Here is a 12321-nt window from a genome sequence, read left to right on the forward strand (position 1 = left end):
GTTATCTTTCTACGCGCCGTATAGCGCTTCTCATCGACAACCTAACTTCTGCGGCAGACTCCCCTTTGTCGTTTTCACCTCGCTGGCTACCGCTTCAGGCAAGGCAGACCACAGCGTCAGCACTGGCTTCGTTTTATGTTCGATAGCCTCCACGGTAACCTGATAGTCGCAAAAATTCGCCGAACGGGGTGTATTCTGATCCATAATAAACGCAGCGTAATTTCCTTCACTTTTTGACGGCGCCGTTCCGGTGAATAAAACCTTCCAGTACCCGCTGGGAATTTCTACCGTCGCATCTTCTGGCAATGTGGCGATATGCCGCTCAAAAAGGGGGCCGGTCACTACGTGCACTACAGATACATCAGCCTGTTTGGCAAGTTCGCGCACCCGGTTTTCCAGTGCAGCCCATGCTCCCTGATTCAGGGCGGATTTCTGCGGCGTAATATTCGATAAATAATTTAACGACGGCCAGTCCGATACGCCGCCCAATCCTGCCAACGGGGCCTAGTGTCCCCTGTCGACTTTTAATAGCGTATGGGCATTTTTATAGGCCGAAGGGGCCAACGTATCCGAGGGCGGTAAATCGGGGTCCTGCGCCCAGTTCCGCGGACGACCGCTTGCCTGGCTGGTTTTTGTCACACTATAGGCAACCCAGTTGGCAAATTTCGTGGCGCTATTATTATTGAGCGTATAGACATGGCGATAGATTGTTTGTTGACTTCCTCCTTGAGGACAGCCAACGCTACAGTTATCAGGTTGCTGAACGAGTACGTTACGATGGGGTAACTCGGGTGCCGATATTATATCCTGGGGAGGATACGATGTAGTACATGCGCTTAATAATACTACGGGCAGTAATTTTAGCAGATTAATGGTTTTATTCACTTTTTCTTCCTTAATAATAACTACCCTAATAATTCAGATGGCAATAATTTGTTATATTACCCTACCAGCCGTTAGATGCGCTCGTCATTAAAGACAACACTATCACGGTAAAAATTAATAACAGATAAACATCGAAGACATCATAGAAAATGAGCTCAAAAGAATACAACGTGATATTCATATTGATACCAAAAAACATCGTATTATATGCATAATCGTGAAGCCAATAATTTCTCGCACTCAGATAGCGAATGAAAAATGGATATTCAATAATATCTGGCGCGTGTTTTTTAACACCATTTTTCAACATTAAGGCAACGTATCCTCTCAATGACTCGCTGCTGGCAGGAGTTTAGTTATATTTAAAGATTCAATAAGCACTGCGCATCATGCGGCTGTGCTTATTACTTTGTAAAAATAAGAGTATTCACTTTCATATTCAGGGGTAAAAAGTGAACAAATACAGCTATTGCGCAACGATGATTGCCGCCATACTCAGTACGACCACAATGGCCAATGCCAGTAGCCTTGCTATTTCAGTGGCGAATGATGATGCAGGTATATTTCAACCATCCTTAAATGCCCTTTATGGGCACCCGGCTGCAGACCGGGGTGATTATACTGCCGGGCTCTTTTTAGGCTACAGCCACGATCTCACTGACGCCAGTCAACTCTCTTTTCATATCGCGCAAGATATTTATTCTCCATCAGGCGCCAATAAGAGAAAGCCTGAAGCCGTCAAAGGCGACCGCGCGTTCAGCGCCTTTCTTCATACCGGACTGGAGTGGAATTCATTAGCCACCAATTGGTTACGTTATCGTTTAGGTACCGATATCGGTGTTATTGGTCCTGACGCAGGTGGTCAGGAGGTTCAGAATCGGGCGCATCGAATAATAGGCGCAGAAAAATACCCTGCCTGGCAGGATCAAATTGAAAACCGTTATGGTTATACGGCAAAAGGAATGGTCTCCCTTACGCCAGCTATTGATATTCTGGGTGTCAATGTGGGCTTCTATCCAGAAGTCTCTGCTGTCGGCGGCAATCTCTTCCAGTATTTAGGGTACGGCGCAACCGTTGCGCTGGGAAATGATAAGACCTTCAACTCTGATAATGGGTTTGGGTTACTGTCCCGCCGAGGGTTAATACACACTCAAAAAGAGGGATTGATCTATAAGGTATTTGCTGGCGTTGAGCACAGGGAAGTTGATAAAAACTACACGTTACAGGGGAAAACGCTGCAAACAAAAATGGAAACGGTGGATATTAATAAAACCGTGGATGAATATCGCGTCGGTGCTACTATCGGCTATTCTCCCGTCGCATTTTCTCTTTCTTTAAACAAAGTCACGTCGGAATTTCGCACCGGAGACGACTATTCTTATATCAACGGCGACATCACCTTCTTCTTCTGAGGCGTCACCACGGAATAACCGGGTTACGTAACGTAACCCGGCGCAATATTACATCTTATAGCCCAGCGTTACCGTAGTGCGGCGATCGGTATGTTCAGGCGCTGATTCAGGCGGCTGCGAGTTCCACGTTAAATTATACCCCACCTTTAGACCAAAATGTTCGTTAATGGCGACATTGAGGGCTGTTTCCGAATTTAGTGTGGTGTCTTCTGCGCCAAATACTGACACCCCCTGTGTAAACTTAGCATTGTCAGTTAACTGCCAGGCATAGCTACCGGAAGCATAACCCAACGGCTGCGTTTCAGTGGTATCGTCCGTATGTTCGTCATAGCGAACCCCTGGACCGAATTCAAAACGGAAGCTGTGCACTGGACCATTAAGGAACTGCCGCCCGTAACCGGCGGTCAGTACGTCGCGCTGACGATAACCGTTGAAACGGTCTGTCAGCCAACTGGCCTGGCCAAAGGTATAATCATAATCCGTCATATTAAAACGGTTACGCGCGCCTACCGCATATTTTTCTGAAGAGCGTTCATCATTAGAGGAGGTATTGCTGGCATTGCCCCATAATGACCAGGCGGTACGTTGTCCATACCAGGTCATCGCCGTGTCAGCCGTTAAGGAAGAACTTTTAGTATTGCCTGACTGAGCAAGGTAGCCCGCATTCAGATTACCTTCAAAAGGTTTTTTCGCGGTGGAGGGATCATCCATGACAGTAAAAACGGAATCATCGGCGGCGGCATACAGAGACGCGAACACGCCACCCGCCAGCATAACTACAGCGGGTACTGCCTTCAAAAGCTTCATTTATATAGAGTCCGTACAACTAAAAAAGAGACCACGACGGTCCCGGAAACTTTCATAGGGATCAATGACAAACGCCCCTGGAAAGGTAGCGAATTATAAGAAGCCCCGAATAACATAGCAATCAATTACTATTTCATTTTTTGAATAAGAACCCTCCCGAAGCATTCATTTATTTATATAACTTTACATCGTACTTCTTTAAATAAAGATCCGGAAAATCATATTGTTAATTCCTTCACTTTCCGGGGATTAAGTGCCAGACTGAAATCAGCCTAACAGGAGGTAACGATGGTACGTATCTATACGTTGACGCTTGCGCCCTCTCTCGATAGCGCAACAATCACGCCGCAAATTTATCCCGAAGGTAAACTGCGGTGCTCCGCGCCGGTATTCGAACCCGGCGGCGGGGGTATTAATGTCGCTCGCGCCATTGCGCATCTTGGCGGCACCGCGACCGCCATTTTCCCGGCAGGCGGCGCTACCGGCGAACATCTGGTCGCACTACTGGCTGACGAAAATGTCCCCGTGTCTACCGTCGATGCGAAGGACTGGACGCGTCAGAACCTGCACGTCCACGTCGAGTCCAGCGGCGAACAATATCGTTTTGTTATGCCCGGCGCCACGCTGGACGATGACGAATTTCGCCAGCTTGAAGAACAGGTACTGGAAATTGAATCCGGGGCAATTCTGGTTATCAGCGGCAGCCTTCCGCCCGGCGTTAAGGTCGAGAAACTCACGCAACTGATTTCCGCCGCGCAGAAGCAAGGCATTCGCTGCATTATTGATAGCTCTGGCGACGCGCTCACCGCCGCGCTGGCGCTTGGCGATATCGAACTGGTGAAACCTAACCTGAAAGAATTGAGCGCGTTGGTTAATCGCGATCTGACGCAGCCTGATGATGTGCGTAAAGCGGCCCAGGAATTAGTGCAAAGCGGCAAGGCTCGCCGGGTAGTGGTCTCTCTGGGGCCGCAAGGGGCGCTGGGCATAGACAGTGAGAATTGCATCCAGGTTGTTCCTCCCCCGGTGAAAAGTCAAAGTACTGTCGGCGCAGGCGACAGTATGGTGGGCGCGATGACGTTAAAACTGGCGCAAGACGCGTCGCTGGAAGAGATGGTGCGCTTTGGTGTGGCGGCAGGCAGCGCCGCTACGCTCAATCAAGGTACGCGTCTGTGTTCCCGTGACGATACCCAAAAAATATACGCCTATCTTTCCGCGCAATAATCGTATCCCCCTCGGCGAGGGGGATACCGGAAAATCGGTTAACGGGCGGCGCATCCGCCGCTGTTAAAAACACAGTTGCTCCCAACGAGGTGAACGATGGCCAGTGGCGATATTACCCGTTATGTTATTACCGTAACCTTCCATGAAGATTCCCTGACCGAGATTAACGAACTCAATAACCATCTGACGCGTAGCGGTTTTTTGCTGACATTAACGGACGATGAAGGGAATGTGCATGAGCTCGGCACCAATACGTTTGGCTTTGTTAGCGCTCAGAGCGCTGATGAAATCAAAGCGCTTGTCGCCGGACTTGCGAAAAGCGCGTTAGATAAGGATGTCGACATTACCGTGGCGACCTGGGAGGCGTGGAGTAAAAACGCACAATAAGTGCCATTCCCGCCGCGGCGCGTCCGTGATGTGCGTTAGTTCGTATTTTTTAACCGCATTTTTGCGCTAACCTTATGATCTGGCAGACAACGTGGGGAGAGACATTATGTGGCAAGCTATCAGTCGTCTTTTAAGCGAGCAAGTCGGTGAAGGCGAAATCGAACTGCGTAATGAACTGCCAGGCGGAGAAGTTCATGCCGCATGGCATTTACGTTATGCAGGCCATGATTTTTTCGTAAAGTGCGATGAACGAGAAATGCTTCGCGGTTTTACCGCTGAAGCCGATCAGCTGGAGCTGCTCTCCCGCAGTAAAACCGTTGTTGTGCCTAAGGTATGGGCGGTAGGTTCGGATCGGGATTACAGCTTTTTAGTCATGGACTACCTCTCGCCCCGCCCGCTGGATGCCCATAATGCGTTTATTCTTGGGCAACAGCTGGCGCGCCTGCACCAATGGAGCGATCAACCTCAATTCGGCCTCGATTTTGATAACGCGCTCTCTACCACACCGCAGCCGAATACCTGGCAACGCCGTTGGTCGACTTTTTTCGCCGAACAGCGCATTGGCTGGCAGCTTGAACTCGCCGCGGAAAAAGGCATTACCTTTGGTAATATTGACGCCATTGTTGAACATGTTCAGCAACGTCTGGCGTCGCATCAACCGCAGCCTTCTCTTTTGCATGGCGATCTATGGTCGGCGAACTGCGCGCTTGGCCCTGACGGCCCCTATATCTTCGATCCAGCCTGCTATTGGGGCGACAGAGAATGCGATCTGGCGATGCTGCCGCTGCATACCGATCAGCCACCGCAGATTTATGACGGCTATCAGTCCGTTTCGCCGCTACCGCTGGATTTTCTCGACAGGCAGCCGATTTACCAGCTCTACACCCTGCTTAATCGGGCAAGGCTGTTTGGCGGTCAGCACCTGGCTACTGCGCAAAAAGCGATGGATCGGCTGCTTGCGGTATAGGTACAGCCCATGCCGGATACGGGCTATCCGGCATTTTTCAGTTTACATGAAGCCTAACAAGGAAAAGAAAAAGTAGCCGAGCACGATAATAATGACCGGCAAAATATAGAGCGGGAAAAACTGTAAAAAGATGGTATGGTGCGGCACCACGATACGTGACTCTATCTGCTCACGCGTTAGCCCTTCCGCGCCTTTTGCTTTTTCCAGAATCAACTGATCTTCCACGCCTTCACGCAAAAAACGTGACTGGCGGCTCATTCTGGCGCCGGAATCCTGCATCGCCAGCCCGACAAAAATCAGAATAAAAATGAGCCAGAAACCGATATTCAGGCTTCCCTGAAAATTCGGCGTCGGCGAGTTGTACCAAAAAACATTCAGAAACGGCGTATTCACGCGCATCATGTCTATCATTACGTGGGTAAAATCCAGCATTACCGCATTTATCCCCTCCTGCTTTTCACTGTGCGCATACATAAATTTAAGGACTGAGATGAGCGTGGAAAGCAGTGCCGGAATAAAAATAACCCACCCAACAACTCTTTTTAGGATTGCAATGCGTCCAGCTTGTTGATACGTCATGAGTTCCCCTTGATAAAGACGCGTCGTTTTGGCCTAAGTCTACCTGTTGATTCCCGTTTTCGCCTGATCTTTAAGGGCGATATACTAAGAACATGGTCATAATGAACGCTTAATTAGTTATTTTTTAATCTCAACAGGAGAGGTTGTGATGTCAACCCCACGTCAAATTCTTGCTGCAATTTTCGATATGGATGGACTACTGATCGATTCCGAACCGCTCTGGGATCGCGCTGAACTGGACGTGATGGCAAGTTTAGGCGTAGATATTACTCGGCGCCATGAGCTGCCAGACACGCTTGGGCTACGCATTGATATGGTTGTCGATCTCTGGTTTGCGCAGCAACCGTGGAGCGGCCCCGATCGCCAGGAAGTGACAAACCGTGTTATTGCCCGCGCGATTACGCTTATCGAAGAGACACGCCCTCTTTTGCCGGGTGTGCGCGAAGCTGTGGCGCTGTGTAAAGCGCAGGGACTATTAGTGGGGCTTGCCTCGGCATCGCCGCTGCATATGCTGGAAAAAGTGCTCACCATGTTCGAACTGCGCGACAGTTTTGACGCGCTGGCTTCTGCAGAAAAATTGCCCTACAGCAAACCGCACCCGCAGGTCTATCTGGATTGTGCGGCCAAATTAGGTGTTGATCCATTAACCTGCGTGGCGCTGGAGGATTCGGTGAATGGTCTAATCGCGGCAAAGGCGGCGCGAATGCGCGCCATTGTGGTGCCAGCAGAAGAAAACCAGCCTGATCCGCGCTTTGCGCTGGCGAATGTCAAACTTAACTCACTGACAGAGCTGACGGCGGCGCATCTACTCGGTTAAGATGTTTCCGAAACAAAGTCAACGGGCAATTAGCCGCTGAGCCAGACGGCAAGCGGCTTTGACAGAGACAAAGAGTTACAACGTCACCACTTCCGCCTACTGTATAAAAACCCTATACTGTATGAATTGACAGTTTAATGGGTTTTATCATGACGGCGGAAGGACATCTTCTTTTTTCTATAGCCAGCGCGGTTTTCGCCAAGAATGCCGAGTTAACGCCCGTCCTTGCGCACGGCGACTGGTGGCATATTATTCCTTCGGCTATTTTGACCTGTCTGCTGCCGGATATCGACCACCCCAAATCTTTTCTTGGTCAGCGCCTGAAATGGGTATCGAAACCGATCGCCCGCGCGTTCGGTCACCGGGGGTTTACCCATAGTCTGCTGGCGGTCTTTGCCCTACTGGCGACCTTTTATCTCAAGGTACCGGATACGTGGATTATCCCGGCGGATGCGCTGCAAGGCATGGTACTTGGCTATTTAAGCCATATCGTCGCGGATATGCTCACCCCCGCAGGCGTTCCCTTACTGTGGCCGTGCCGCTGGCGTTTCCGCCTGCCTATTCTGGCGCCGCGCAAAGGCAATCAACTGGAGCGATTTTTATGTATGGCGTTGTTTGCCTGGGCGGTGTGGATGCCGCAGTCCATGCCGGAAAACAACGTCATACGCTGGTCTTCGCAGATGATCACTATCCTGCAAATGCAGTTCAATCGTTTTATAAATCACCAGATTGATTAGTAAATCAACGCCAAAGTCATTTTTGGTATAAACCATTCCATTTGAATATAAGAGCCAGCTCACAGTTCTGCTAATCTTGCGCGAACAGAATCGCTAAAACACAGCGCTTCATAATAAAAAAATCAGGAGAACGGGGATGAATTTTCCATTAATTGCGAACATTGCGGTGTTCGTCATTCTGCTGTTTGTACTGGCGCAGGCCCGTCATAAACAGTGGAGTCTGGCTAAAAAAGTGCTTGTCGGCCTTGTGATGGGCGTGGTCTTTGGTCTGGCCCTGCACACCATTTATGGCGCTGACAGTCAGGTGTTAAAAGACTCCATTCAGTGGTTCAATATTGTCGACAACGGCTATGTGCAATTGCTACAAATGATTGTGATGCCGCTGGTATTCGCCTCTATTTTAAGCGCCGTGGCACGACTGCATAACGCCTCTCAATTGGGGAAAATCAGTTTTCTGACTATCGGCACGCTGCTGTTTACTACCCTTATCGCAGCGCTGGTGAGCGTGCTGGTCACCAATCTGTTCGGACTGACGGCGGAAGGTCTGGTTCAGGGCGGCGCGGAAACCGCGCGTCTGAATGCCATTGAGACGAGCTATGTCGGCAAAGTGGCCGATCTCAGCGTGCCGCAACTGGTGCTGTCTTTTGTACCGAAAAATCCGTTTGCGGATCTGACTGGCGCAAATCCTACGTCTATTATCAGCGTGGTGATTTTCGCCGCATTCCTGGGCGTGGCCGCGCTTAAACTGCTGAAAGATGATGCGCCAAAAGGCGAGCGTGTGCTTGTTGCTATCGATACCCTGCAAAGCTGGGTGATGAAGCTGGTGCGTCTGGTAATGCAACTTACGCCTTACGGCGTACTGGCGCTGATGACGAAAGTGGTTGCCGGCTCTAATCTGCAGGACATCATTAAGCTTGGAAGCTTCGTGGTAGCGTCATATCTTGGTCTGGCGATAATGTTTGTGGTTCACGGCATACTATTGGGCGTGAACGGGATTAGCCCGCTGAAATATTTCCGCAAGGTGTGGCCGGTGCTGACATTTGCCTTTACCAGCCGCTCCAGCGCCGCCTCCATTCCACTTAATGTCGAAGCGCAAACCCGCCGCCTGGGCGTGCCGGAGTCCATCGCCAGCTTTGCTGCCTCTTTTGGCGCGACCATCGGCCAAAACGGTTGTGCCGGTCTTTATCCTGCGATGTTGGCGGTAATGGTTGCGCCGACGGTCGGCATCAACCCCTTAGACCCCGTATGGATAGCCACGCTGGTGGGTATCGTTACTGTAAGTTCGGCGGGTGTTGCCGGCGTTGGCGGCGGCGCGACCTTCGCCGCGCTGATTGTGCTGCCTGCCATGGGCTTACCGGTCACGCTGGTCGCGCTGTTAATCTCCGTCGAACCGTTGATTGATATGGGCCGTACCGCACTGAACGTGAGTGGCTCAATGACCGCTGGTACGCTGACCAGCCAGTGGCTGAAGCAGACCGATAAAACCATTCTCGATAGCGAAGAAGACGCTGAACTGGCGCATCGATAATACATTATCGGGAGTTCACATCGTCTGAGACATGACGATCGGCAACTCAAAATGTCTGTCACTAAAAACGCCGGTCTCCAGTACCGGCGTTTTGTTTTTTTCTTAGTCAGCGATTTCGTTTTCCTGGCGAACCTGATTCGCCCAACGTTGCGCCGACTCTGGCACGCTAAAGGCGGGCGACCGTTGAAATGACTCCCCCGTCAGAACAAAGGCAACATATTTACCGCGCAGTATCCAGACGTCGCGAAACGTATCCATTTTTATCGCATGTTCCGGCGGCGCGGGTTCAACACGCGGAATATAGCTAATAATCTGGCGATTTTGCTGGCGAAGAGGTTTCATCATTAATGCTTCACTAAAAGAGGCTAAGAGCCTATCCCATTAGGGCTATTTTACTTGCCATTTTGGTCCTGGGCAGTGCTCAAAATCCTCACGTACTACGTGTACGCTCCGGTTTTTGCGCGCTGTCCGTGTCCAAACTGGCTGCGCCAATAACGCCTACTGGGATAGGCTCTAAGGCTAAAAATCAGAAAAACACTATTTTAGCCGATCTTCGCCCCCGACGTCCTGTTCCGCGCGTGCGATTTCCCTATTGAGCCTTGTCTGCCGTTCCGCTCTCCCCCGGCATAATTGCTGAAATGTTCTATAGTTAGAGTGATTTTGACTACTACCACGCCCATTTCAGTGATGAAAGCAGGAGACGAGTTCAATGTCGCATAATGAGAAATCCCCCCATCAGTCCCCCGTGCATGATACCCGTGAATCACAGCCCGGCCTGGACTCCCTGGCGCCGTCAGACGGTTCACATCGCCCCACGCCAGAACCGACGCCGCCGGGCGCGCAACCGACGGCCCCCGGCAGCTTAAAAGCGCCCGAGACCGCGAATGATAAGCTCACTGCCCTCGACGCCTTTCGTAAAGGCAGCGAAAATTATGCGCTGACCACCAATCAGGGCGTGCGCATCGCCGACGATCAAAATTCTCTTCGCGCCGGCAGCCGTGGCCCTACGCTGTTGGAAGATTTTATCCTGCGCGAGAAAATTACCCACTTTGACCATGAGCGTATCCCGGAGAGGATCGTTCACGCCCGCGGATCTGCAGCGCACGGCTATTTCCAGCCATATAAAGACCTGAGCGACATCACGAAAGCCGCGTTTCTGTGCGATCCACAGAAAATTACCCCGGTCTTTGTTCGCTTTTCGACAGTACAGGGCGGCGCGGGGTCTGCTGATACCGTACGTGATATCCGCGGTTTTGCGACCAAATTTTATACCGAAGAGGGAATTTTCGATCTCGTCGGTAATAACACGCCGATCTTTTTTATCCAGGATGCGCATAAGTTTCCGGATTTTGTGCACGCCGTTAAGCCCGAACCACATTGGGCTATTCCGCAAGGGCAGAGCGCGCACGACACCTTCTGGGACTATGTTTCCTTACAGCCTGAGACGCTGCACAACGTCATGTGGGCAATGTCGGATCGCGGTATTCCACGCAGTTATCGGACGATGGAAGGGTTCGGCATTCACACCTTCCGTCTGATCAATGCACAAGGGAAAGCGACCTTTGTCCGTTTCCACTGGAAACCGTTGGCAGGTAAAGCCTCGCTGGTATGGGATGAGTCACAAAAACTGACCGGTCGCGATCCGGATTTTCACCGCCGGGATCTGTGGGAGGCCATCGAAGCGGGCGATTTTCCGGAATACGAGCTGGGCCTACAACTCATTGCCGAAGAGGATGAATTTAAATTCGATTTTGATCTGCTCGATCCGACCAAACTGATTCCGGAAGAGTTGGTGCCAGTACAACGCGTCGGCAAAATGGTGTTAAACCGTAATCCGGATAACTTTTTCGCTGAAAACGAACAGGCGGCATTTCATCCAGGGCATATTGTTCCCGGCATTGATTTTACCAACGATCCGCTGTTACAGGGGCGTCTGTTCTCTTATACCGACACGCAAATCAGTCGTCTGGGCGGGCCAAACTTCCACGAAATTCCGATTAACCGCCCTACCTGCCCCTACCATAACTTCCAGCGTGACGGTATGCACCGGATGGATATCGACACCAATCCGGCGAACTATGAACCAAACTCCATTAATGACAACTGGCCACGCGAAACGCCGCCAGCGCCAAAACGCGGCGGCTTCGAATCATACCAGGAACGCGTGGATGGCAATAAAATCCGCGAACGCAGCCCCTCTTTCGGTGAATATTACTCGCATCCTCGCCTGTTCTGGCTCAGTCAGACGCCGATAGAACAGCAGCATATTATTGACGCGTTCAGCTTTGAGCTGGGTAAAGTCGCCCGCGCGTATATTCGGGAGCGGGTGGTCGATCAGTTAGCGCATATTGATGTCACGCTGGCTCAGGGCGTCGCGCATAATCTCGGTTTTGCACTCACCCATGAGCAAACGCAAATTGCCCCGCCTCCTGATGTCAACGGTCTGAAAAAAGATCCAGCGCTCAGCCTGTATGCGGTGCCGGACGGCGATGTTAAAGGCCGCGTGGTCGCTATCCTGCTGAACGACAAGGTTAACGCCGCCGAACTGTTGACCATTTTGCAGGCTTTAAAAGCCAAAGGCGTCCACGCAAAACTGCTCTATTCACGGATGGGTGAAGTAACGGCTGATGACGGTTCAACATTAACTATTGCGGCAACCTTTGCCGGCGCGCCGTCGCTAACGGTCGATGCGGTAATAGTACCGTGCGGCAATATTGCCGATATCGAGAGTTGCGGCGATGCCCGTTACTACCTTCTGGAAGCCTACAAACATCTGAAGCCCATCGCACTGGCAGGCGACGCCCGACGGTTTAAGGCGCTTTTAAACATTGATAGCCAGGGGGAAGAAGGACTTGTTGAGGCAGATAACGTTGACCACCACTTTATGGACACTCTGCTGACGCTGATGGCGGCACACCGTGTCTGGTCGCGTGCGGGGAAAATTAACGCGATTCCTGCATAAACGGCAAAAAATGCGGCGC

At 51.1% G+C, this 12321-nt stretch carries 11 protein-coding genes and 2 pseudogenes; 8 read left to right on the top strand and 5 right to left on the bottom strand.

What is annotated here, in order from left to right; translation table 11 throughout:
- Nucleotides 1-30 precede the first annotated feature (30 nt).
- Together ACLJRU_RS18425 and ACLJRU_RS18430 are read right to left on the bottom strand one after the other, a co-directional pair.
- Nucleotides 31-885 (bottom strand): annotated as a pseudogene (locus tag ACLJRU_RS18425) (DNA/RNA non-specific endonuclease).
- Nucleotides 886-905: 20 nt separating this feature from the next.
- Nucleotides 906-1195 (bottom strand): annotated as a pseudogene (locus ACLJRU_RS18430) (hypothetical protein).
- A gap of 142 nt (nt 1196-1337) precedes the next feature.
- On the opposite strand from ACLJRU_RS18430, the gene ACLJRU_RS18435 reads away from it, so the two are divergent.
- The gene (locus tag ACLJRU_RS18435) at nt 1338-2297 is read left to right on the top strand and encodes a lipid A deacylase LpxR family protein (RefSeq protein ID WP_023234905.1); all 960 of its coding nucleotides are present in this window, start codon (nt 1338-1340) and stop codon (nt 2295-2297) included.
- Nucleotides 2298-2345: 48 nt separating this feature from the next.
- Here the strand turns inward: ACLJRU_RS18435 and ACLJRU_RS18440 are convergent, their stop codons facing one another.
- Nucleotides 2346-3104, bottom strand: a complete 759-nt coding sequence (locus tag ACLJRU_RS18440) for a YdiY family protein (RefSeq protein WP_000770981.1) — start codon at nt 3102-3104, stop codon at nt 2346-2348.
- A 288-nt stretch (nt 3105-3392) separates the two neighbouring features.
- On the opposite strand from ACLJRU_RS18440, the gene pfkB reads away from it, so the two are divergent.
- From pfkB to ACLJRU_RS18455, 3 genes are all read left to right on the top strand, one after another.
- A complete protein-coding gene (gene pfkB / locus ACLJRU_RS18445) occupies nt 3393-4325 on the top strand; it encodes a 6-phosphofructokinase II (protein WP_000251707.1) in 933 nt (310 codons plus the stop codon).
- Between the two features lie 96 nt (nt 4326-4421).
- Nucleotides 4422-4712 carry a type V toxin-antitoxin system endoribonuclease antitoxin GhoS gene (gene ghoS / locus ACLJRU_RS18450; protein ID WP_000146133.1) on the top strand — a complete coding sequence of 97 codons (291 nt, stop codon included), beginning with the start codon at nt 4422-4424 and terminating at the stop codon, nt 4710-4712.
- A 106-nt stretch (nt 4713-4818) separates the two neighbouring features.
- Nucleotides 4819-5679: a fructosamine kinase family protein gene (locus tag ACLJRU_RS18455; protein WP_000267686.1), complete on the top strand. Its 861-nt coding sequence runs from the start codon at nt 4819-4821 to the stop codon at nt 5677-5679.
- A 42-nt stretch (nt 5680-5721) separates the two neighbouring features.
- Here the strand turns inward: ACLJRU_RS18455 and ACLJRU_RS18460 are convergent, their stop codons facing one another.
- The gene (locus ACLJRU_RS18460; protein ID WP_000222158.1) at nt 5722-6258 is read right to left on the bottom strand and encodes a YniB family protein; all 537 of its coding nucleotides are present in this window, start codon (nt 6256-6258) and stop codon (nt 5722-5724) included.
- 148 nt (nt 6259-6406) lie between these two features.
- Here ACLJRU_RS18460 and hxpB point away from each other — a divergent pair, with 148 nt between their 5' ends.
- The 3 genes from hxpB (at nt 6407) to tcyP (ending at nt 9340) form a co-directional block, all read left to right on the top strand.
- Nucleotides 6407-7075 carry a hexitol phosphatase HxpB gene (gene hxpB, locus ACLJRU_RS18465; RefSeq protein WP_000106856.1) on the top strand — a complete coding sequence of 223 codons (669 nt, stop codon included), beginning with the start codon at nt 6407-6409 and terminating at the stop codon, nt 7073-7075.
- Between the two features lie 137 nt (nt 7076-7212).
- Nucleotides 7213-7812, top strand: a complete 600-nt coding sequence (locus ACLJRU_RS18470; RefSeq protein WP_000505804.1) for a metal-dependent hydrolase — start codon at nt 7213-7215, stop codon at nt 7810-7812.
- 136 nt (nt 7813-7948) lie between these two features.
- Nucleotides 7949-9340 carry a cystine/sulfocysteine:cation symporter gene (tcyP, locus tag ACLJRU_RS18475; protein WP_001539876.1) on the top strand — a complete coding sequence of 464 codons (1392 nt, stop codon included), beginning with the start codon at nt 7949-7951 and terminating at the stop codon, nt 9338-9340.
- 102 nt (nt 9341-9442) lie between these two features.
- Here tcyP and cedA read toward each other — a convergent pair whose 3' ends face one another.
- Nucleotides 9443-9685 carry a cell division activator CedA gene (cedA, locus tag ACLJRU_RS18480; RefSeq protein ID WP_000977510.1) on the bottom strand — a complete coding sequence of 81 codons (243 nt, stop codon included), beginning with the start codon at nt 9683-9685 and terminating at the stop codon, nt 9443-9445.
- A gap of 364 nt (nt 9686-10049) precedes the next feature.
- On the opposite strand from cedA, the gene katE reads away from it, so the two are divergent.
- On the top strand, nt 10050-12302 hold the full coding sequence (gene katE / locus ACLJRU_RS18485; RefSeq protein WP_000019105.1) for a catalase HPII: 2253 nt from the start codon (nt 10050-10052) through the stop codon (nt 12300-12302).
- Nucleotides 12303-12321 lie beyond the last annotated feature (19 nt).

This window comes from Salmonella sp. SAL00653, from assembly GCF_046552515.1.
Taxonomy (GTDB): domain Bacteria; phylum Pseudomonadota; class Gammaproteobacteria; order Enterobacterales; family Enterobacteriaceae; genus Salmonella; species Salmonella enterica.

Coding starts and splice junctions, on each gene's coding strand:
- ACLJRU_RS18440 (WP_000770981.1), bottom strand. CDS start 3,104: ATGAAGCTTTTGAAGGCAGTACCCGCTGTAGTTATGCTGGCGGGTGGC.
- pfkB (WP_000251707.1), top strand. CDS start 3,393: ATGGTACGTATCTATACGTTGACGCTTGCGCCCTCTCTCGATAGCGCA.
- ghoS (WP_000146133.1), top strand. CDS start 4,422: ATGGCCAGTGGCGATATTACCCGTTATGTTATTACCGTAACCTTCCAT.
- ACLJRU_RS18455 (WP_000267686.1), top strand. CDS start 4,819: ATGTGGCAAGCTATCAGTCGTCTTTTAAGCGAGCAAGTCGGTGAAGGC.
- ACLJRU_RS18460 (WP_000222158.1), bottom strand. CDS start 6,258: ATGACGTATCAACAAGCTGGACGCATTGCAATCCTAAAAAGAGTTGTT.
- hxpB (WP_000106856.1), top strand. CDS start 6,407: ATGTCAACCCCACGTCAAATTCTTGCTGCAATTTTCGATATGGATGGA.
- ACLJRU_RS18470 (WP_000505804.1), top strand. CDS start 7,213: ATGGGTTTTATCATGACGGCGGAAGGACATCTTCTTTTTTCTATAGCC.
- tcyP (WP_001539876.1), top strand. CDS start 7,949: ATGAATTTTCCATTAATTGCGAACATTGCGGTGTTCGTCATTCTGCTG.
- cedA (WP_000977510.1), bottom strand. CDS start 9,685: ATGATGAAACCTCTTCGCCAGCAAAATCGCCAGATTATTAGCTATATT.
- katE (WP_000019105.1), top strand. CDS start 10,050: ATGTCGCATAATGAGAAATCCCCCCATCAGTCCCCCGTGCATGATACC.